Consider the following 21,743-nt stretch of genomic DNA (forward strand, 5'->3'; position numbering starts at 1 on the left):
GAGCGTAGCAAAGCCGCGTGCGTCAGGCGACCCGCACGGTTGCGAGAAATTTAGTCACCTCGGCGCGTAGCCGATTGTTCTCGTTGGACAACATCTGAGCCGAGGTCAGCACCTCGTCCGAAGCCGCGCCGGTGTCGGCGGCGCCGCGGTTGACGTTGCCGATGCTGGCCGCAACCTGATTGGTGCCGACCGCTGCCTGCTGCACGCTGCGGGCAATCTCCTGGGTGGCGCTGCCCTGCTCATCGACCGACGCCGCAATCGTCGACGAAATATGGGCGATCTTGCCAATGGTGCCGCCGATCTCCTTGATGGCCACCACCGACTCGCGGGTGGCCGCCTGCATCTCGGCGATCTGCGCGCTGATTTCGTCGGTGGCCTTGGCGGTCTGCTCAGCCAGCGCCTTGACCTCCTGCGCCACCACGGCGAAACCGCGGCCGGCCTCGCCGGCACGAGCGGATTCGATGGTGGCGTTGAGCGCCAGCAGATTAGTCTGGCCGGCGATGGTGGTGATCAGCTGGGTGACGTCGCCGATCCGGTTGGCCGCTTGCGCCAGCTTGGCGATCCGCGCATCGGTTTGTTCGGCCTGCTGCACCGCCTCGTCGGCGATCTTGCGGGACTCGCTGACCTGACGGCTGATCTCCTCGACCGAGGCGGTCATCTCTTCGGTGGCCGACGCCACCGATTGCACGTTGTTCGACGTCTGCGACGACGATGCCGCGACCGTGGTGGCGAGCTGCTGGGTCTCGGCACTGCCCTTGGCAAGGGCGCCGGCGGAGGCTTCCAGCGCCTGCGAAGCGATGCCGACCTGTTCGACGATCTGACCGACCGCGGCCTCGAAGCTGTCGGCGAGCTGATGCAGCTCGGCGCGCCTGGCCTCGGCGGCCTCGCGATCTTGTCGCTGGCGTTCCGCCTGTTCCCGTTCGGCCTTCGCAACCGCCTGAAGCTTGAACTCCTCCACGGCGCGCGCCATCTGGCCGACTTCGTCGCCGCGTTCGAGACCAGGCAACTGCACCTCGAAATTGCCAGTCGCCAGTTCGCGCATCGCGCCGCTCATCGCCGTCACCGGTCGGGCAATGCTGCGGCCGATCAGGAACGAGAATGCGATACCGACCAACGACGCCACGGCGAGGATACTGCCGAGCACCAATTGTTCGCGATCGAGCGCGATTCCGGTCTGCGCAATCTCGCGGTCGCGCGTGTCGGCCGTCGACAGCAGCAGATCGCTGATCTGCCGGTCGATCTCGCCGAAGCTCTTTTCCGCGCTCTTGATGAACAGCATCGCCGAGCCGGCGTCGCCGTCGGCCATCTCGACCGCGTTCTTGGCCTGTTTCTGATAGGCGGCAACCGCCGCCTTCAATTTCTGAAACGACGGCTTGGCGGCGTCGGCGCCGAGCGCCTTCTCGACTTCACCGAGCGAAGCCGGGATCTGACCGATGCCGGCGGACGCTTCCTTGATCACCTGAGCGAGCTTGGCCGCGTCGGTCTCGTTCGCCGCGGTCGCGGCCATCCGGTACAGCTTGGCGTGCGCGGTCCAGGCGGTGTTGTTGAGGTCGGCCGCGAGCTCCGACAGCCTGACCGGGCCGGACACCAGCTTGTCGACGTTTTGCTGATTAGCGCGCAGCGACTGCAGCGCAAAGGCGCCGATCGCGATCATCACCACGACGAGGAATGCCGGAGCAAGCTGGACCTTCCACGACAACCCGATGTGTTTAATCCAGCTTGTCATCAACGATGTTCCGATATCCATTCCGCGGCGATCGAGCGTGACCGGCAGAGGTCACATCTTGTAGACGCCGGCGCAGACGGCGGTGTTTTCCAGCCGCTCGCAGTACATCTCTTTGGGTTCGACCTTCTTGCTGACCGGATTGACGAACTTGTAGTCCTGCCAGAACGACGGCTGCTTGGCGGCCAGTTCGACACGCTCCTTGACGTACAACTTGCCGTCGACGTCCTGCGCCTCGATCATATCCTTGCCGACGAACTTGGCGTTGGCGCCGTGCGCCAATACCTTTCCGTCGAGCTGGTAAACCACGACGTAGAGATCATCCTTGACGAACGGACCGCCGCGGTCGCTGATCGTCGGATAAACCTTGTCGGCGCCATCGGCCTTGATCGCGGCGACGGCTTTTTTGACCATCGCAATGGCGTCGTCCTTGCTCGCGCCGGCGACGGCGGGGGCGGCGGCAAAGGCCATCGCGGCTGCGGCGGCGACGGCAAGGATGTGCTTGTTCATTGGAGATGTCCTCCTGGAAAGACCACAGGTTCAATGCCCGGTCACACTGACGTTCAAACGCGAACGTAGTGTTAAACAACTACCTCGGGTTGTTACCAGGCGATCGGCCTTCGAACTAATAACTAACTGGGAAATCTACTGATTTTATCGGCTCGCCGGTACGGCAGCGGACATTCGGGACGAACTGAGACCGTCCGAGTGGTTACTCGATTGGTATGACGTCGACCGCAACCGAGAGTTTCTGCCGGCGCGAGCCGACGATGACACCGTCGACCGGCGAGACGTCCGAGAAGTCCCGGCCGATCGCCAGGACGATGTGGTCGGTTCCGACCAGAAGATCGTTGGTCGGGTCAAATCCGATCCAGCCGAGTTCATTGCCGCACCACACCGAGACCCAGGCGTGGGTGGCGTCGGCGCCCTGCAGCCGCTCCTGCCCTTTGGGCGGATAGGTCCGCAAGTAACCGCTGACGTAGGCGGCCGGCAGCCCCAGCCCGCGCAGACCAGCGATCATCACATGAGCGAAGTCCTGGCAGACACCGTGGCGCTTCTCGAACACTTCGGCCAGCGGGGTCGAGATGACCGTCGCCTTGGGATCGTAGCGGAATTCGGTGCGGATCCGCCGCATCAGTTCGGCGGCGCCGGCGAGCACGCCGCGACCAGGGGGAAAGCTGTGCGCCGCGTAGCGCGTTACCGCCGACTGGATCGGTACCAGCGGGCTGGAAAATACGTAGCCGACCGGCGAGGCCGCACCGAGACTCGGGCTGGTGAGCGCGGCGTCACGCGCAGCCTCCCACGGCTGACTACCAGAATCGCGCGGCGGCGGCTGCCGCGTCACCTCGACCCGCGACCGGCTGTCGATCCGCAAGACGCGGTGCGGCGCATCGATCACGATACTTTCGGTCAGCGTGCCGAAATAATCGGTCCGAGCAGTGCGCACGGCCGGCCGCGGCTTGATCTCGATCGCGTGCGACAGCAGCCGCTGATCGGCATCGGCAAGCGGCTTCAGCCGCAGCGAACAGCGGGCGAAGCTGACCTGGCTGCCATAGGAGTAGGTCGTGACGTGGCGAATGTCGTAGATCACGCCAGCCCCGTCAGCTTTTCCGGGCGCATCGCGCTGGCGCCGTGCGGGAAGTAGTGCGCGCCGACCGCCTCGGCGAGACCGAGCAGGTCCTGCTCCAGACTGAACAGCCAGGAGGCGTCGATCGCCTCGGCCTCGGCCGCGGTCAGATTTGCCAGCGCCGACACTGCGAGCCGCTGCGGCCGTTCGATCAGGCCGCCTTCGTGTAGCGCCGGCAGGCTGGCGATGTGGTCGTTGAGTTCTTCGACCTGGAACGCCACCGAACGTGGATTGTAGGGATCGAGCACCGCGAGATCCCGGACCGGCGCCAGTAGTGGCGCCAGCAGATAGCGCGACCGGTAGGTGATCTGCGAATCCACCAGGGTCAGCAGCACGTCGAGGTCTTCGGAGGTCGCGCCGTCGCAGGAGAACTGCCGGGCGAACCGGGCGGTGTTGACGGCCCGCTCGATGCGGCGGCCGATCCGCAGGAAGCGCCACCCGGCGGCGCGGTTCATGTTCTCGTGCGACAGGCCGGAGAAACCAGCCAGTTCCTGCAGCGCCACGTCGGCGGCCTGGACCACCGCTTCTTCACCCTCGACCGGTACCGCGAGGCGCGCTTCCATCTGGGTAATGACGTGCCAGGCGTCCGGCGACAGCCGCTCGCGCAGCGACGAGGCGTTGCGCTGGGCGGCGCGGATCAGCGACAGTGCCGAGCCGAACTCATCCGGGCTCTGCAGCGCGTCGGCGGCGATCTTGGCGGTCTGGGCGCGGGGCCCCAGCGAGGTTGCACCCCAGGCGATCAGCAGCCGCTGGATCTTCTCGATGGCGTGGTGCAACGGCCCCTTTCCGGGATCGCGCTGCGGCGCGCTCAGCGCGCGCAGCAGCCGCAGCGTCGCTTCGGCGCGCTCGAGATAGCGGCCGAGCCAGAACAGATTGTCGGCGGCCCGGCTCGGCAGCACGCCGGTGATGCGGCGGATGCGGACGCTGTCGACCGCCGGCAGCAGCGACGACGGCTCGACCGCATGATCGGCCACCACCCAGACGTCGGCGGCGCGGGCGCCCTCGCCCATCGACACCGCGCGCGAGTCGAGCCGGTCGGCGATGCGGCAGAACCCGCCGGGCATCACCGCCCAGCCCTGTTCGGTGGCGGCGGCGAACACCCGTAGCACGAACGGCCGCGGCGCCAGCTTGCCGTCGTCCCATACCGGCGTGGTCGACAGCCGCACCTGCTCCTGAGCGACGTAGTCGAGCCCGCGGGCTGCGATGGCGTCGCGCAGATGATCGCGCACCACCGGCGGCAATTCGCCAGGCAGCACCGGACCGTGATGCGAGAAGCCCGGCACGCTCTGGCCGTAGGCGCCTTCGATCACGAACTCGTCGAGCCGGTCGAGCACCTCCTCGCGCGCCGCGGCCTGGCCGCACCACCAGGTGGCGATGTGCGGCATCTTCAGATCTTCGCCGAGCAGCCGGCGCGCCAGCGGCGGCAGGAAACCGAGCAGCGAGCGGGCTTCGAGCACGCCGGAGCCCGGCATGTTGGCGACCACGACGCCGCCCTTGCGGATAACGTCGGTCAGACCGGCAACGCCGAGCTGCGAGGAGGCGTCCAGCTCCAGCGGATCGAGCGAATTGGCGTCGATCCGGCGCAGCAGCACGTCGATCCGCTTCAGGCCGGCGACGGTGCGGATGTGCAGACGATCGTCGGCGACTGCGAGATCGTCGCCTTCGACCAGCAGAAAGCCGAGATAGCGCGCCAGCGTGGCGTGCTCGAAATAGGTCTCGCTGAACCGGCCCGGCGTCAGCAGCCCGATCCGCGGCTCGTCGCGATCGGCGATCGCGCGCAGGCTGTCGCGGAACGCTTCGAAGAACGACGCGACGCGCTCGACATTCATCGATTTATACAGATCGTTGAAGGCGCGCGACAGCACCAGGCGGTTTTCCAGCGCGTAGCCGGCGCCGGACGGCGCCTGGGTGCGATCGCCCAGTACCCACCACTGCCCATCCGGCCCGCGCCCGATGTCGGCGGCGTAGAAATGCAAGTAACGACCGCCCGGTGGCTTCACCCCGACCATCGGCCGCAGATAATCCGCGCTGCCGGCAATCGCCGCGGCGGGCAGCGCACCGTCGGCGATCAGCCGGCCGTCGCCGTAGATGTCCTGCAGCACGCTCTCCAGCAGCGTGGCGCGCTGGGCGATGCCGGCGGCGATCTGTTGCCACTCCGTCTCACCGATCAGCAACGGCACATGGCTGAGCGGCCAGGCGCGATCCACCGCGTCCCCGGGCGCCCGATAGGTGACGCCGGCGTCACGCAGATGCCGGTCGGCGGCGGCGAAGCGGCGCTCGATCTCGTCGGAGGACAACGCCGCGAACGCGTCGAAATAGCGACTCCACACTGCGCGCGGCTGGCCGTCGGCACCGATGAATTCGTCGGGAATGCCAGGCAGGCGCACATAGTCGCGGCTCCACTGCGCAACCTTGCGATCGCGCGGTCGAGCCTTCCGGGCCGGGCCGCCTTGCTGCGCCATTGTCTCATCCCCCATGTAGAAGGATTCAATGCAGCAGTGGCGTGCGCAAGTCGAGGGTCAGCGGGAATTCAAGTGTGCGTTCTTCCTGCGGCGGATCGATCCGCCCCGGGGTATGGCCGTGATCCTGGAACCGGGCCAGCCGCCGCGCCTCGGCTTCATACGAGTTCACCGGCTTGGTCTCGTAGGCCCGGCCGCCCGGATGGGCCACGTGATAGACGCAGCCGCCGAGCGAGCGGCCGTTCCAGGTGTCGACGATGTCGAACACCAGCGGCGCATGCACCGGAATCGTCGGGTGCAGCCCGGCAGCCGGCTGCCAGGCCTTGAACCGCACCGCCGCCACCGCCTCGCCGGCGCGCGCGGTCGGCGTCATCGGCAGCCGGCGGCCATTGCAGGTGATGACGTGGCGGCCTTCGACGAAGCCTTCGGCCTTGACCTGCAATCGCTCCACCGAACTGTCGACGAACCGCACCGTGCCGCCCGCGGTGCCCTCTTCGCCGAGCACATGCCACGGCTCCAGCGCCTGCCGCAGCTCCAATGTGACACCGCCGTGATACACGCTGCCGAACACGGGAAAGCGAAACTCGAGCTGCGCGGTGAACCACTCCGGCTCGAACGCATAGCCGGCGCGGCCTAGCTCGCCGAGCACGTCGCGAAAATCCTCCCACAGATAATGCGGCAGCATGAAGCGGTCGTGCAGCGCCGTGCCCCAGCGCACGAACTTGCCGGAGAGCTGCTCGCGCCACAGCATCGCGATCAGCGCACGGATCAGAAGCTGCTGCGCCAGACTCATCCGCGGATCGGGCGGCATCTCCAGCGCGCGGAATTCGACCAGGCCAAGCCGGCCGGTCGGGCTATCCGGCGAATACATCTTGTCGATGCAGATCTCGGCCCGATGCGTGTTGCCGGTGATATCGACCAGAATATTGCGGAACAGCCGGTCGGCGAGCCACAGCGGGCCCTTCACGCCCGGCGGCGGCACATGCGCCAGCGCGATTTCGAGTTCGTACAGCGAATCGTGGCGAGCCTCGTCGATCCGCGGCGCCTGACTGGTCGGGCCGATGAACATGCCGGAAAACAGATACGACAGCGACGGATGCCGCTGCCAGAACAGCACCAGACTCTTGAGCAGATCCGGCCGGCGCAGGAACGGCGAGTCCGCCGGACTGGAGCCGCCGACCACCACATGATTGCCGCCGCCGGTGCCGGTGTGGCGTCCGTCGATCAGGAAGCGGTTGGCGCCGAGCCGCACTTGGGCTGCGTCCTCGTACAGGCCGAAAGTGGTGCGCACCGCCTCACGCCAGTTTTGCGCCGGCTGGATGTTGACCTCGATCACGCCGGGATCGGGCGTCACCTTGATGACGTCGATGCGCGGATCGTAGGGCGGCGGATAGCCTTCGATATGGACGCGGATCTGCATCTCTTCGGCGGTGGCTTCGACCGCGGCGATCAGTTCGAGATAGTCCTCGATTCGCTCGGTCGGCGGCATGAAGGCGCACAGCACGCCCTCGCGCAGCTCGATCGACATCGCGGTGCGCACGCCGCCTTTGCGCAGCTTCTGCTCCTCGACCGGCTGGTTCGTGGTCGCCTCGGCCGAGCCTTGTTCGAACACCGCCATCTGCTCGCGCTCAGGCTCCGCATCGTTCGCGGGCGGCGGCGCGAACAGCGGCAGCGTGCCGCGCGGCTCCAGCGGATCGCGCGGCACGATGAACGGATAATCGTCTTCTGGGATGTGCGGCAGCGACGAGATCGGCAGCCGGAAGCCGAGCGGCGAGTCGCCCGGCAGCAAGAACAGATTGCCGCGGCGCAGCTTCCAGCGCTCGCTGCGCCAACGCTTCTTCTGCGCCGCCGTCGCTTCCGCATTCCACGCCTGGATCGGCAGCACGAAACCGCGCGGCGTATTCAGCCCGGTGTCGAACACCCGCGCCATCCGCGCCCGCTCTTCTGGATCGGCGAGCTTGTTGTCGTGCGGGTCGACGTTCGGCGGCAGCGCGGCCTCCTTCTGCAGCCAATGGTTCGGATCCTCATAGGCCGGCAGCACGTAATCGGTGTCGATGCCGAGCCGCTTCGCGGTCCCGATCGCGAACTGCTCGGCCTCTTCGACCTTGGCCGGGCGCTGCCCCACCACCGGCGCGATCAGCTCGGCATTGTTCCAGATCGGCACGCCATCCTTGCGCCAATACAGGCCGAACGCCCAGCGCGGCAGGCTTTCGCCCGGGTACCATTTGCCTTGACCGAAATGGAGGAGGCCGCCGGGCGCGAAGCGGCTGCGCAGCCGCCGGATCAGATCGTCGGCCAGCATCCGCTTGGCGCCGCCGACCGCGGCGACGTTCCACTCGGGCGATTCCAGATCGTCGATCGACACGAAGGTCGGCTCGCCGCCCATCGTCAGCCGCACGTCGTGCGCGACCAGATCGGCATCGACCTTCTCGCCGAGCGCATCGAGCCGCGCCCAGGATTCGTCGGAGAACGGCTTGGTGATGCGAGGGGCTTCGCGGATGCGTTCGACCCGCATGTCGAACTTGAAATCGACATTGGCAAAGCCGACCACGCCGGAGATCGGCGCTGCCGTGCGATAATGCGGCGTGGCGGCGACCGGGATGTGGCCCTCGCCGGCGAGCAATCCCGAGGTGACGTCGAAGCCGACCCAGCCGGCGCCAGGCAGATACACTTCGGCCCAGGCGTGCAGATCGGTGAAGTCGTGCGCCGCGCCCCTGGGCCCGTCGAGCGACTCGATGTCCGGGCGGAGCTGGATCAAGTAACCGGACACGAACCGCGCCGCGAGGCCGAGATGCCGCAGCGTCTGGATCAGCAGCCAAGCCGAGTCGCGGCACGAGCCGGCACTCTTGGCCAGCGTCTCTTCCGGGGTCTGCACCCCCGGCTCCATCCGGATGATGTAATTGACCCGTTCGCGCAGTTTGGCGTTGAGATCGACCAGGAAATTGACCGTGCTTTCGGCCTCGCGCGGAATCGAATCGAGATAGGCTTTGAACAACGGCCCCGGCTCGATCGTCGCCAGATACGGCGCCAGCTCGTGCTGCAGGTCGGCGGTATATGAGAACGGAAAGCTCTCGGCGTAGCTTTCGACGAAGAAGTCGAACGGGTTGATCACCGTCATCGCCGCGGTGAAATCGACCTCGATCTTGAGTTCGTCCGCCTTCTCCGGAAACACGAACCGTGCCAGCCAATTGCCTTGCGGGTCCTGCTGCCAATTGATGAAGTGGTTGGCCGGCGTGACCTTCAGCGAATACGACAGAATCGGCGTCCGCGTATGCGGCGCCGGACGCAGCCGGATGGTCTGGGGGCCGATGTCGACCGGGCGGTCGTATTTGTAATGCGTGACGTGATGAAGGGCGACGTAGATCGACACGAGGGCAGCTCCGGCATTGAATTTGAGCAGAACACCGGAACTCGGGGCGATCAAGCGCTAACAAAGGGCAAGGGGTGCACAAGCGGAAGGCGTCTGGCCCCCCACACACTGCCGTCATCGCCCGCGCAGGCGGGCGACCCAGTATCCCAGAGCGTCTGCGACCGAACACCAATGCTCTGGAACACTGGATCCTCCGCTTTCGCGGAGGATGACGATGAGTGGGGATTGAAGGCGGCGGCTCTGGAAGACGACTCGGTGGAGAATGGAGATGGACGCCGGCCCTTACGCCTTCCCGCCCGAATTCTTCCGCGTCTCGGCGACCCAGCTGCGGGCGCCGATCGCCATGATGCCGCTGTCGTTGAGCAGCGTCACCAGCTTGAAGCCGAGCGCGATGTTGCGGGCGGCGCCTTCGGGGCCGGAGCAGTGGATGCCCGGATACAGGCCGCGCTTGTCGCATTCCTTCAACAGCTTGTCGTAGATTTTCAGGATCTCCGGCTCGTCACGATCGAGCTTCGGCACCAGGCCGTAGGAAAAGCCGAGATCGCTCGGCCCGATATAGACGCCGGCGATGCCCTCGACGTCGAGGATCGCTTCCATGTTCTCGACCGCGGTGCGGGTCTCGATCATCGGGATGCACAGCGTCTCGTCGTTCGCAGTCGCCTGATAATTGCCCGACGAGCCGTACAGCCCGGCGCGGATCGGACCGTTGCTGCGGGTGCCGCGCGGCGGGTACTTGCAATACTGGACGAAATTCTCCGCTTCTTCCTTGGTGTTCACCATCGGGCAGATCACCCCGTAGGCGCCGCCGTCCAGCACTTTGCCGATGATGCCCGGCTCGTTCCACGGCACCCGCACCATCGGCGTCACCGGATGCGCCTGCATCGCCTGGAAGCAGGTGACCATCGATTGATAGTCCTGCACGCCGTGCTGGATATCGACCGTGACGCTGTCGAACCCGCACTGCGCCATCACCTCCGCCGAGAACCCCGACGGAATCGCCAGCCAGCCGTTGACCACGACTTTGCCGTCGGCCCACAATTCCTTCACCCTGTTCGCCATGTTGCTCCTCGAGCGTTGTGATGGAGACGATGTTGTTAGTCGCCACTGTCATCGCCGGGCTCGACCCGGCGATCCATCCTGCGAAAGAGGATGGATGCGCGGGTCAAGCCAGCGCATGACGCCATGTGACCCAGCCAAGCACAATCCCTCATGGTGAGGAGGCGCGTAGCGCCGTCTCGAACCATGGGCTGCGTGGATAGCGCGCGCCGCGTGGCCCATCCTTCGAGACGCCGCGCTGCGCGCGGCTCCTCAGGATGAGGTCGTGCCGGTCGCGATCCATCACGCCGTCGCCGCCTGGATCGCGGCTTCGTCGACGCCGACTTCGCGGGCGGTGGCGACGATGGCGGCCCAGGTGTCGTCGGGGAGCGGGACGCCGTTTTGGGTGCGCTCGGCGCGCATGCGTGTTTCGGGATCGCCGGGGATCAGAACCTGATCGACGCCGGCGATCGGCTTGGCGCTCTTGAAGTAATCGACGTAGCGCGTGACTTCGGCGTCGAACACGTGTGCAGGATCGATCTTCTTCGGATCGACATAGATCGAGAACATGCCGTTGGCGAACGGCCGGTTCGGCCCGGTCGCGCCGTTGCCGGTGAGCGCGCCGCCGAGCAGTTCGCAGATCAGCGCCAGGCCCGAGCCCTTGTGCTCGCCGAAGGCGCGGATCGCGCCCTGGCCGTTGGCGTGGTTGATCGGGCCGTCCTTCTCGTGCGGGCCATACAGCGTCGCCGGGTCTTCGCTCAAGGAGCCGTCGGAATTGATCAGCGCGCCCTGCGGCAGCTTCTTGCCGCCGCGCGCCGCGACCAGCACCTTGCCCTCCGCGACGATCGAAGTGGCGAGATCGAGCACCACCGGCGGCGCGCCGGGGCGCGGAATGCCGACGCAATACGGCGCGGTCGACAATCTGCGCTCGACGCCGCCGAATGGCGCCACCAGGATCGAGCCCGCGGCGGTGACGAAATGGATCGACACCAGCCCTTCGGCGGCGGCCATCTCGGCCCAGTCGCCGATCCGACCGATATGGCCAGCGTTCTTCAGCGCCACCGCCGACAGCCCCTGCGCCTTGCACTTCTCGATACCGATGCGCACCGCCTGCGGCCCGACGGTCTGGCCATAGCCGAACTTGCCGTCGACCACTGCGAGCGATGGCAGATCGACCGGCACGTCGACGGTCTGATCCGGATGCACCGCGCCGGCATTGCGCCAGCGGATGTACACCGGCACCCGGATCACGCCGTGGCTGTCATGGCCGGTGAGATTGGCGGTGGTGAGATAAGAACCGATCCGCCGCGCTTCCTCTTTGGACGAGCCCGCGCATTCGAACACCTGGGCGACGAAATCGATCAGCCGATCGACCTGCACCGTCACCATGCCGGCGCACTCCGCCGGCCAGCGGTCATGGGCTGTTGCGTCATTCGTCGTCTCCTCCCGGCGCCGCGGGCTTCGGCCGCGGTCGTTTTTGTGTGGCGCGAGTTGAGCGAAATTCGGCTTCGCTGTCCACCGCGCTTCCGGCATGGCGCACCGGCATCGCGATCAGACTCGCCTCTAGCGCGCGCAGTAGATCCTGCAGTTCGGCGAGCCGGACGCCGCCGGTCCGCCGCGTGATCTCGGCGTAGATCGCTTCCGAAAACGGCGCGACGGTCTCGATCAGCTTCAGCCCCTTGGCAGTGATCGACATCATGCTGCGGCGCTGATCGTCCTTGGCGGGCTTGCGCGCCACCAGCTTGCGCGCCTCGAGATCGCGCAGCATCCGCGACAGACTCGGGCCGAGCAGGAAGGCGCGCTCCGCCAGCTCTGTGACCTCGAGCGATTCGACCGCCGTGAGCGCCCGCAGGATCCGCCATTGCTGCTCGCTGAGCCCATGCGCGCGCAGCAGCGGCCGGAAGTGGCGCATCACCGCCTCGCGGCCGCGCAGCAACAGCATCGGCAGCGAGCGCGAGAATTCGCGCATCGGCGCTTTGCTTCGACCCGATTCCTCCCCGTCATGGCGAGGCGCATCGCGCCGAAGCAATCCAGCTTTGGGGCGCGCGGCCGGATTGCTTCGCTTCGGCCGCAATGACGGTGGCGGAGTTTTTTGCATCGCAACAGGAGCGGTTTCGGTTTGAGCGCAATCATTTAACATGTTAATCATCTGCCGCGCGACGGTTTTGTTGAATGGACCGCGCGGGCGTGAAACGATTTTCGCTGGAGCGACGATGGCGCTTTCGAACGACGACATCCGCGCGGCGGCCGAACGGCTCGATCGCGCCGAACAAACGAAAGTCCAGGTCCGCCAGCTGTCGCTGGATCACCCGGCGATCACGATTCCCGATGCCTACGCAATCCAAGCTGCCTGGATCGAGATCAAGCAGGCTGCGGGCCGGCGCGTGCGCGGCCACAAGATCGGGCTGACCTCGAAGGCGATGCAGAGCCAGCTCGGCATCGGCGAGCCCGACAGCGGCATCCTGCTCGACGATATGTTCTTCGACGACGGCGGCATGGTGCCGACCGATCGCTTTATCGCGACGCGCGTCGAAGCCGAACTCGCCTTCGTCATCAAGCATCGCCTCGCCGGCCCACATTGCACGATCTTCGACGTGCTGAACGCCACCGACTTCGTGGTGCCTGCGCTCGAAATCCTCGACACGAGGGTGCAGCGGGTCGATCCGGAGACCAAGGCGACGCGCAAGATCTATGACACCATCGCCGATAACGCCGCGAATGCCGGCATCGTGCTCGGCGGCCGGCCGATCCGCCCGCTCGACACCGACCTGCGCTGGATCGGCGCACTGACCTATAAAAACGGCCAGCTCGAAGAGACCGGCCTCGCCGCCGGCGTGCTCAACCATCCGGCGACCGCGGTCGCGTGGCTCGCCAACAAGATCGCGCCGCAGGGGCTGGCGCTGGAGCCCGGCCAGATCGTGCTGGCCGGCTCGTTCATTCGCGCGATCGAAACGGCGAAGGGTGATACGATCCAGGCCGATTACGGCCCCTACGGCACCGTGAGTTGTTACTTCGGGTGACGAACCGAAGCGAGGAATCCATGCCGCATTTCACCATCGAATATTCCGCCAATCTCGACGACCGGATCGACATCGCCGACATCGTCGAACTGGTCCGCGTCGCTGCGATCGAGACCGGGATCTTCCCGGTCGGCGGCATCCGCGTCCGCGCGATCCGCTGCGAGCATTACGCGATTGCCGACGGCCGGCCCGGCTTTGGCTTCATGGCGATGCTGCTGCGGCTCGGCGAAGGCCGCGACCTCGCCGCCCGCAAACGCGCCGGCGACCACATCTTCGCCCAGCTCTCGCATCATCTTGATCCGCTGTTCGGCGACGAGGGCTTCGCACTGTCGTTCGACATGATGGTCAACGACAAGGAGACGAGCTGGAAGCGCAACTCGATCCACGACCTCCTGATCGCCGAGGCCCGCCATGGCTGATGCCGCCACGACCTCTTCCGGATTTCAAGCCAATCTCGACCGCGCCGCGCCGCTGCTGAAGCAGCTGAAGGCCGATGGTATCGGCCACCTGATCGGCGGCGAGATCGTCGCCGCTTCATCCGGCGAGGTGTTCGAGACGGCCTCACCGATCGACAATGCGGTGCTGGCCCAGGTGGCGCGCGGCACGGCGGCGGACATCGACCGCGCCGCCAAAGCGGCCAAGTCGGCGTTTCCGGCGTGGCGCGACATGGCGCCCGCCAAGCGGCGCAAACTGCTGCACACCATCGCCGATGCGATCGAGGCGCGCGCCGACGACATCGCGGTGCTGGAATGCATCGACACCGGCCAGGCGCATCGCTTCATGGCCAAGGCGGCGATCCGCGCCGCGGAAAACTTCCGGTTCTTCGCCAATAAATGTACCGAGGCGCGCGACGGGCTGAACACGCCGAGCGACGAGCACTGGAACGTCTCGACCCGGGTGCCGATCGGACCGGTCGGCGTGATCACGCCGTGGAATACGCCGTTCATGCTGTCGACCTGGAAGATCGCGCCGGCATTGGCGGCGGGTTGCACCGTCGTGCACAAGCCGGCCGAGTGGTCGCCGGTGACCGCCGACCTGCTGGCGCGGATCAGCAGGGACGCCGGGCTGCCCGACGGCGTGCTCAACTGCGTGCACGGCTTCGGCGAAGAGGCCGGCAAGGCGCTGACCGAACATCCGGCCATCAAGGCGATCGCATTCGTCGGCGAAACCGCGACCGGCGCAGCCATCATGGCGCAGGGCGCACCGACGCTGAAGCGCGTGCATTTCGAGCTCGGCGGCAAGAACCCGGTGATCGTGTTCGATGATGCCGATCTCGATCGCGCGCTCGACGCCGTGGTGTTCATGATCTACTCGCTGAACGGCGAGCGCTGCACCTCGTCGAGCCGGCTGTTGGTGCAGGCTTCGATCGCCGATCAGTTCATCGAAAAGCTCTCGGCGCGGGTGCGCGTGCTGAAAGTCGGCCATCCGCTCGATCCGTCGACCGAGATCGGCCCGCTGATCCATCAACGCCATCTCGACAAGGTCTGCTCCTATGTCGACGTCGCCCGGAAAGACGGCGCCACCATCGCGGTCGGCGGCGCGCCGTTCGATGGTCCCGGCGGCGGCCACTACGTGCAGCCGACGCTGGTGACGAACGCGCGCAGCGACATGCAAGTGGCGCAGGACGAGGTGTTCGGTCCGTTCCTCACGGTGATCCCGTTCAAGGACGAAGCCGAAGCGGTGCAAATCGCCAACGACGTCCGCTACGGCCTCACCGGCTATGTCTGGACCGGCGACATGGGCCGTGCGTTGCGCGTCGCCGATGCGCTCGAGGCCGGCATGATCTGGCTCAATTCCGAGAACGTCCGCCATCTGCCGACGCCGTTCGGCGGCATGAAGCAGTCCGGCATCGGCCGTGACGGCGGCGACTACTCGTTCGAGTTCTACATGGAGACCAAGCACGTTTCGCTGGCCCGCGGCACGCACAGGATTCAGAAGCTGGGGGTGGTGTAGTGCCAAGCCTCTCCACTTGTCATTCCGGGGCGCTCGCGAAAGCGAGCGAACCCGGAATCTCGCCGCGCCCGCTTTTGTCATTCCGGGGCGCGCGAAGCGCGAGACCGGAATCCATACTCCCTGCCGGCGCGGCCGTGCACAGTCGCCAACACAGGGGTTATGGATTCCGGGTTCGCCGCTGCGCGGCGCCCCGGAATGACGAACTTTGATGCTGTGAACTAACAATTTAGCTTCCTGGGGACCTCGCCAATGCCGGTGCCGCAACATGTGTTCGATCCGCCGTTCAACATCGTCCGCACCAGCCATGTGGTGCTCGACGTCGTCGATCTGGACAAAAGCGTCGCGTTCTACGACCAGATCATCGGCCTGCATGTCGAGGATCGCGACGACGCCACCGCTTACTTGCGCGGCTGCGAGGAGCATCAGCATCATTCGTTGGTGCTGCGCAAAGCGGACGCGCCCGCTGCGGCAAGGCTCGGCTTCAAGGTCGGCAATGAAGACGATCTCGACAAGGCCGGCAGCTTCTTCGCCGAGAACGGGCTGATCTACAGCTTCGTCGATCGCCCGTTCCAGGGCCGCACCCTGCACGTCACCGATCCGTTTGGCTATCGGCTCGAACTCTATGCGACGATGGAGAAGCGGCCACATCTGCTGCGCCGCTACGAACGCTACAAGGGCTGCCATCCGCAGCGGCTCGACCATTTCAACGTGTTTGCGGCCGAGACCCAGGACACCATCGAGTTCTACGCCAGGCTCGGCTTCCGCCTCACCGAATACGCCGAAGAAGACGGCGACGGCGGCCGGATCGCCGCGGCGTGGATGCACCGCAAGGGCAACGTCCACGACTTCGCGCTGACCAACGGGCGTGGCCCACGGCTCCACCATTTCGCCTATTGGGTGCCCGGCCCGCTCAACATCATCCACCTGTGCGACGTAATGGCGTCGAGCGGGCTCGCGCTCGAACGCGGACCCGGCCGCCACGGCATCTCGAATGCGTTCTTCCTCTACGTCCGCGACCCGGACGGCCATCGCATCGAGCTGTATTGCAGCGACTACCAGACCATGGACCACGACCACGAGCCGCTGCGCTGGTCGCTGCGCGACCCGCGCCGCCAGACGCTGTGGGGGGCGCCTGCGCCGCGGTCCTGGTTCGAGCAGGGCTCGGCCTTCCTCGGCCAGGAGGTCCGCGAGCCGGCCTTCGTGGCCGATGTGGTGATTGCGGATTGAACCTTCCACCGTCATCGCCCGGCTCGTCCGGGGGATCCAGTATCCCAAAGCAGTGGTGTCTAAACCCGGACGCTCTGGAATACTGGGTCACCCGCCTTCGCGGGTGACGACGACCTCAAGGAATACGCCCATGCCCACCCCTCGCCTCGCCACCTTCACCGTCAACGGCCTCACCCGCTACGGCGCGGTGTGCGATCATGGGGTGGTCGATCTGTCGGCGCGCCACGCCAACGACTATCCGACGCTGCGCGAGGTGATCGCGGCCGGCGCGCTGCAGCGGATCGTCGACGAGGCCGACCACACCGCGCCGGACTTTGCACGCGATGCCGTCAAGTTCGAGCCGCCGATTCCGCAGCCGGAAAAGATCATCTGCGTCGGCGTCAACTATCCGGACCGCAACGCCGAATACAAAGACGGCAGCGAGGCGCCGAAGTTTCCGTCGATGTTCATGCGCACGCCGCGCTCCTTCGTCGGCCACGGCACACCGTTGGTGCGGCCGAGGGCGTCGAAGCTGCTCGACTATGAAGGCGAGCTGACGCTGGTGATCGGCCAAGGCGGCCGGCACATCGCCGAGGCCGATGCCCTGAACCACGTCGCCGCGATCACGCTGTGCAACGAGGGTACGATCCGCGACTGGGTCCGGCACGCGAAATTCAACGTCACCCAGGGCAAGAACTTCGACCACACCGGCAGCTTGGGGCCGTGGCTGGTGCCCTACAGCGATGAGTCGCAGATCGCCGACATCCGGCTGACGACCCGCGTCAACGGCGAGACGCGGCAGGACGACCGGACCTCGCGGATGATCTTCAGCTTCCGCTACCTGATCGCCTACATCTCGACCTTCACCACGCTGGTGCCGGGCGACCTGATCGTCACCGGCACCCCGGCCGGGGCCGGCGCCCGCGCCGAACCGCCGGTGTATCTCAAGCCCGGCGATGTCATCGAGGTCGAGGCCGACGGCATCGGCACCTTGCGCAACGGCGTGATCGACGAAGCCGAGTAGTTCTTTCCAGCAAGCAGCGGATTATCAGATGAGCATCATGACCGGCGGCGAAGCGATCGTGCAGGGCCTGGTTGCGCACGGCGTCGACACCGTGTTCGGCCTGCCCGGCGCGCAGATCTATGGGCTGTTCGACGGCTTCGCCAAAGCGCAGCTGAAGGTGATTGGTGCGCGGCACGAGCAGGCCTGCGGCTATATGGCGTTCGGCTACGCCCGCGCATCCGGCAAACCGGGCGTGTTCAGTGTGGTGCCCGGCCCCGGCGTGCTCAACGCCGGCGCCGCGCTGCTCACCGCGTTCGGCTGCAACGAGCCGGTGATGTGCCTCACCGGCCAGGTGCCGAGCGCGTATCTCGGCAAGGGCCGCGGCCATCTGCACGAGATGCCGGATCAGCTCGCCACCTTGCGCAGCTTCATCAAATGGGCCGAGCGGATCGAGTATCCGGGCAGCGCGCCGGCACTGGTGGCGCGCGCATTCCAGGAGATGATGAGCGGCCGGCGTGGACCGGTGGCGCTGGAGATGCCGTGGGAGGTGTTCACGCAGGCGACCGAAACCGGCGCCGCGCAGAAGCTCGATCCGATCGCACCGCCCGCGCCTGATCCGGATCGCGTCGCCGCCGCCGCAAAGCTGGTCGCGCAGAGCAAGACGCCGATGATCTTCGTCGGTGCTGGCGCGCTCGAGGCCGGCGACGAGATCCTCGAACTCGCCGAGATGATCGACGCGCCGGTGGTGGCGTTCCGCTCCGGCCGCGGCATCGTCAGCAACCGGCATGAACTCGGCCTCACCTTCGCGGCCGCTTATCAGCTGTGGCCGCAGACCGACCTGATCATCGGCATCGGCACCCGGATGGAGCTGCCGACGACCTTCCGCTGGCCGTTCCGCCCCGAAGGCCTGAAGTCGGTACGGATCGACATCGATCCGGCCGAGATGCGGCGGTTCGCGCCCGACGCGGCGATCGTGTCGGATTCCAAAGCCGGCGCCCGGGCGCTCGCCGATGCGGTGAGCAAGGCGGGCTATTCGAAGACGAAAGGCCGCCGCGAGGCGATCCGCGCCGCCACGGCGAAGACGCAGCAGGACATCCAGGCGATCCAGCCGCAGATGTCCTATTTGAAGATCCTGCGCGATGTGCTGCCGGACGATGCCATCGTCACCGACGAACTGTCGCAGGTCGGCTTCGCGTCGTGGTACGGTTTTCCGATCTACCAGCCGCGCACCTTCCTCACCTCCGGCTATCAGGGCACGCTCGGCTCCGGCTTCCCCACTGCGCTCGGCGCCAAGGTGGCGTGCCCAGACAAGCCGGTGGTCGCGATCACTGGCGACGGCGGCTTCATGTTCGGCGTGCAGGAGCTTGCCACCGCGGTGCAGTACAACATCGGCGTGGTGACGCTGGTGTTCGACAATTCCGCCTACGGCAACGTCCGCCGCGACCAGTTGCACGGCTTCGAAGGCCGCGTGGTGGCGTCCGATCTGGTCAATCCGGATTTCGTCAAGCTGGCCGAATCGTTCGGCGTCGGCGCCGCGCGCGTCACCGCGCCCGACCATTTCCGCCCCGCGCTGGAAAAGGCCCTCGCCGCCGGCGGCCCACAACTGATCGCGATCGACGTCCCGCGCGACAGCGAAGCCAGCCCGTGGCCGTTCATTCATCCGGCGAAGCCATAAGCCCGCCCCGTCGTCATTCCGGGGCGCTCACGAAGTGAGCGAACCAGGAATCTCGAGCTGTTCAGCCTTATCGTTCCACAACCTCTGGATTCCGGGTTCGCGCTACGCGCGCCCCGGAATGACGAGTGGAGACGTGAGTGCGCCCCTCCTCAGATCACAGATGATCGTAATCCACCACTACGCGTTCGGTAATCGGCTTGGCCTGGCAGGTCAGCACGAAGCCGGCGGCGAGTTCCCAGGGCTCGAGCGAGTAGTTGAGATCCATCTTGGCTTCGCCTTCGACCAATTTGGCGCGGCAGGTCGAGCACATCCCGCCTTTGCAGGCGAACGGCAGGTCGACGCCGGCGCGCAGCGCGGCGTCGAGGATCGCCTCGCCCTCCGCCACCGGCACCTCGCGGCGCTTGCCGTCGATGATCAGCGACGCGATCGCCTTCGGCGGCGTACCGGGCTCGACCACCGTCTTCGGCCGCGGCTTGCCGCCGAGACCCGAGACGAAGCGTTCGACATGGATGCGCTCGGTGGCGATGCCGAGGTCGCGGCAGGTGGTCTCGACCTCGTCGCTCATGCCGGTCGGACCGCAGATGAAGACGTGATCGACACTTGCGGCCGGCACCATCGCGGTGAGCAGCAGCCGCACCTTGTCTCGGTCGAGCCGGCCCTGCATCACCGGCACGTCCTGCTCTTCCTGCGACAGCACATGAAACACAGCGAGCCGGTCGAGATAGCGGTCCTTCAGCGCCTCCAGCGTCTCGCGAAACAGGATCTGATCGGTGGTGCGGTTACCGTAGAACAGGAAGAACCGGCTTGCCGGCTCGCGCGCCAGCACGCCCTTGATCAGCGACAGGATCGGCGTGATGCCGCTGCCGGCGGCGAAGCCGACGTAGGTGCGGGTCTCTTCCGCCGCGTGCAGCGCACCGAACCGGCCGGTCGGCGTCATCACCTCGATCGTATCGCCGGCTTTCAGCTCCTCGGTCGCCCACACCGAGAACGCGCCGCCGTCGACCTTCTTCACCGCAATGCGCAGCTCGCCGTCGTCGGGGCCGGAGCAGATCGAATAGGAGCGCCGCACCTCCTCGCCGTCCATCGTGGTGCGCAGCGTCAGATATTGGCCGGGCACGAACTGATAGGCGCCTGCCAGCTGCGGCGGAATCGTAAAGCTCAGCGAAATCGCATCCCGCCCCTCGCGGCGCAGATCGGCGATGGTTAGCGGATGGAAACGCGGAATGCTGGCAGAGATGTTCATGGCGGCGCTCAATGGCATTTGAAGTAATCGAACGGTTCGCGGCAGCTCTTGCAGCGCCACAGCGCCTTGCACGAGGTCGAGCCGAATTCGGACAATTGCTCGGTGTCCGTCGAGCCGCATTGCGGACACGCGACTTCGAGCGTACCGAACAGCGCGCGGCGCGAGCCGGTCGCCGGCGGCGGCGCGATGCCGTAGTCCTTCAGCTTGGCGCGACCGGCCTCGCTCATCCAGTCGGTGGTCCAGGCGGGTGCCAGCACGGTCGTCACCCGCGCATGCTCGATCCCGGCACGCGCCAGCGCGGTCTCGATCTCCAGCGCGATCATGTTCATCGCCGGACAGCCGGAATAGGTCGGGGTGATCGCGACCTCGACTCGGCCGTGGTCGACGCGCACCTCGCGCAGCACGCCGAGATCGGCGATGCTCAGCACCGGGATTTCCGGATCGCACACGGTGGCGGCGGCATCCCAGGCGCGCTGCCGCAGCTCGGCGTCGCTGCCGGTCAGCGTCACCATGTCTGCCCCGGATAGGTCCGCTGCATGTGCTGCAGCTCGGCAAGCAGCCGGCCGAGATGCTCGGTGTGACGGCCGCTGCGGCCGCCCTGCTGCATCCACGGATTGCTCGGCACGGTTAGCGTCGCTTCGCGCAGCACGGTGTCGATCGTGCTCCGCCAAGTGCCACGCAGGCTCGCCGGATCGATCGCAACGCCGCTCTCGATCAGCCGACGCTCGGCATCGTCAGTCTCGAACAGCTCGCCGGTGAACGCCCACAGCGCGTCGACGGCCTCCTGGGCGCGGCGGTGGCTTTCGTGGGTGCCGTCGCCGAGCCGGATCATCCATTCGGCGGCGTGGCGGAGGTGATAGGCGCTTTCCTTTTCCGACTTGGCGGCGATCGCCGCCAGCGTGGCGTCGGAGGATTGCATCATCGCCCGCCAATACGGATCGGCGAACGCGGAATAGAACAGCTGCCGGGCGATGGTGCGGGCGAAATCGCCGTTCGGTTGCTCGACCAGCAGCAGGTTCTGGTACTGCCGCTCCTCGCGCAGGTAGGCGAGCTGATCCTCGCCGCGGCCCTGCCCTTCGACCTGACCCGCATAGCTGTAAAGCTCGCGCGCCTGTCCAATCAGGTCGAGCGCGATGTTCGACAGCGCCATGTCCTCTTCCAGCATCGGCGCATGCCCGCACCATTCCGACAGCCGATGCCCGAGCACAAGCGCATCATCGGCGCGGCGCAGCGCATAGGTGAACAGCGGGGTGTCGGTGAGTTCGATCGAGGCGGCAGGCATTTCAGTGTCCTTTGCGCGTCCGTAGGTCTTTCGCAGTGGCGCCGCCTCTGCTCCCTCTCCCCGCTTGCGGGGAGAGGGCTGGGGTGAGGGGGCGTCTCCGCGAGTCTTAACTGCTCGGCTTCGAGGAGAGGGGGGGGGGGGGGGGGG

The 21,743-nt window shown here is 66.5% G+C and carries 17 protein-coding genes; 6 read left to right on the top strand and 11 right to left on the bottom strand.

All coding sequences use genetic code 11. The features are described from left to right. Nucleotides 1-22: 22 nt before the first annotated feature. The 8 genes from DNX69_RS22630 to hpaR form a co-directional block, all read right to left on the bottom strand. Nucleotides 23-1,726 (bottom strand): methyl-accepting chemotaxis protein, encoded by a 1,704-nt coding sequence (locus DNX69_RS22630; protein ID WP_110788285.1) that lies wholly within the window; start codon nt 1,724-1,726, stop codon nt 23-25. 51 nt (nt 1,727-1,777) lie between these two features. Continuing rightward, entirely contained in the window at nt 1,778-2,233 is a 456-nt protein-coding gene (locus DNX69_RS22635; protein WP_110788269.1) for a cache domain-containing protein, read from the bottom strand. A 202-nt stretch (nt 2,234-2,435) separates the two neighbouring features. After that, nucleotides 2,436-3,314: a transglutaminase family protein gene (locus tag DNX69_RS22640; protein ID WP_110788270.1), complete on the bottom strand. Its 879-nt coding sequence runs from the start codon at nt 3,312-3,314 to the stop codon at nt 2,436-2,438. Next, nucleotides 3,311-5,812 carry a circularly permuted type 2 ATP-grasp protein gene (locus tag DNX69_RS22645; RefSeq protein WP_110788271.1) on the bottom strand — a complete coding sequence of 834 codons (2,502 nt, stop codon included), beginning with the start codon at nt 5,810-5,812 and terminating at the stop codon, nt 3,311-3,313. The genes DNX69_RS22640 and DNX69_RS22645 overlap by 4 nt, the downstream gene beginning before the upstream one ends. Before the next feature lie 25 nt (nt 5,813-5,837). Beyond that, nucleotides 5,838-9,179, bottom strand: coding sequence for a DUF2126 domain-containing protein (locus DNX69_RS22650; RefSeq protein ID WP_110788286.1), 3,342 nt, complete (start codon nt 9,177-9,179; stop codon nt 5,838-5,840). A gap of 282 nt (nt 9,180-9,461) precedes the next feature. Then, nucleotides 9,462-10,238: an HpcH/HpaI aldolase family protein gene (locus DNX69_RS22655; RefSeq protein WP_110788272.1), complete on the bottom strand. Its 777-nt coding sequence runs from the start codon at nt 10,236-10,238 to the stop codon at nt 9,462-9,464. Between the two features lie 279 nt (nt 10,239-10,517). Continuing rightward, nucleotides 10,518-11,603, bottom strand: a complete 1,086-nt coding sequence (locus DNX69_RS22660) for a malate/lactate/ureidoglycolate dehydrogenase (RefSeq protein ID WP_110788273.1) — start codon at nt 11,601-11,603, stop codon at nt 10,518-10,520. Between the two features lie 40 nt (nt 11,604-11,643). Next, nucleotides 11,644-12,243: a homoprotocatechuate degradation operon regulator HpaR gene (hpaR, locus tag DNX69_RS22665; RefSeq protein ID WP_425327321.1), complete on the bottom strand. Its 600-nt coding sequence runs from the start codon at nt 12,241-12,243 to the stop codon at nt 11,644-11,646. 184 nt (nt 12,244-12,427) lie between these two features. On the opposite strand from hpaR, the gene hpaH reads away from it, so the two are divergent. From hpaH to DNX69_RS22695, 6 genes are all read left to right on the top strand, one after another. Further along, nucleotides 12,428-13,234, top strand: coding sequence for a 2-oxo-hept-4-ene-1,7-dioate hydratase (gene hpaH / locus DNX69_RS22670; RefSeq protein ID WP_110788275.1), 807 nt, complete (start codon nt 12,428-12,430; stop codon nt 13,232-13,234). A 20-nt stretch (nt 13,235-13,254) separates the two neighbouring features. Beyond that, complete coding sequence (locus tag DNX69_RS22675; protein WP_110788287.1) at nt 13,255-13,653, top strand: 5-carboxymethyl-2-hydroxymuconate Delta-isomerase; 399 nt, start codon at nt 13,255-13,257, stop codon at nt 13,651-13,653. Next, nucleotides 13,646-15,187 carry a 5-carboxymethyl-2-hydroxymuconate semialdehyde dehydrogenase gene (gene hpaE, locus DNX69_RS22680; protein ID WP_110788276.1) on the top strand — a complete coding sequence of 514 codons (1,542 nt, stop codon included), beginning with the start codon at nt 13,646-13,648 and terminating at the stop codon, nt 15,185-15,187. The genes DNX69_RS22675 and hpaE overlap by 8 nt, the downstream gene beginning before the upstream one ends. A 249-nt stretch (nt 15,188-15,436) precedes the next feature. Next, nucleotides 15,437-16,414 carry a 3,4-dihydroxyphenylacetate 2,3-dioxygenase gene (hpaD, locus tag DNX69_RS22685; protein ID WP_110788277.1) on the top strand — a complete coding sequence of 326 codons (978 nt, stop codon included), beginning with the start codon at nt 15,437-15,439 and terminating at the stop codon, nt 16,412-16,414. A 130-nt stretch (nt 16,415-16,544) separates the two neighbouring features. Continuing rightward, nucleotides 16,545-17,417, top strand: coding sequence for a fumarylacetoacetate hydrolase family protein (locus tag DNX69_RS22690; RefSeq protein ID WP_110788278.1), 873 nt, complete (start codon nt 16,545-16,547; stop codon nt 17,415-17,417). A gap of 28 nt (nt 17,418-17,445) precedes the next feature. Further along, nucleotides 17,446-19,071, top strand: a complete 1,626-nt coding sequence (locus tag DNX69_RS22695; protein WP_110788279.1) for a thiamine pyrophosphate-dependent enzyme — start codon at nt 17,446-17,448, stop codon at nt 19,069-19,071. 154 nt (nt 19,072-19,225) lie between these two features. Here DNX69_RS22695 and paaE read toward each other — a convergent pair whose 3' ends face one another. Genes paaE through paaC form a run of 3 tightly spaced genes read right to left on the bottom strand, consistent with a single transcriptional unit; the run spans nt 19,226 to nt 21,596 of the window. Further along, nucleotides 19,226-20,314 (bottom strand): 1,2-phenylacetyl-CoA epoxidase subunit PaaE, encoded by a 1,089-nt coding sequence (gene paaE / locus DNX69_RS22700; RefSeq protein ID WP_110788280.1) that lies wholly within the window; start codon nt 20,312-20,314, stop codon nt 19,226-19,228. A gap of 8 nt (nt 20,315-20,322) precedes the next feature. Further along, a complete protein-coding gene (paaD, locus tag DNX69_RS22705; RefSeq protein ID WP_110788281.1) occupies nt 20,323-20,826 on the bottom strand; it encodes a 1,2-phenylacetyl-CoA epoxidase subunit PaaD in 504 nt (167 codons plus the stop codon). After that, nucleotides 20,820-21,596 carry a 1,2-phenylacetyl-CoA epoxidase subunit PaaC gene (gene paaC / locus DNX69_RS22710; RefSeq protein WP_110788282.1) on the bottom strand — a complete coding sequence of 259 codons (777 nt, stop codon included), beginning with the start codon at nt 21,594-21,596 and terminating at the stop codon, nt 20,820-20,822. The genes paaD and paaC overlap by 7 nt, the downstream gene beginning before the upstream one ends. Nucleotides 21,597-21,743: the final 147 nt, after the last annotated feature.

It is taken from the genome of Rhodopseudomonas palustris, from assembly GCF_003226555.1.
Lineage (GTDB): Bacteria > Pseudomonadota > Alphaproteobacteria > Rhizobiales > Xanthobacteraceae > Rhodopseudomonas > Rhodopseudomonas palustris_I.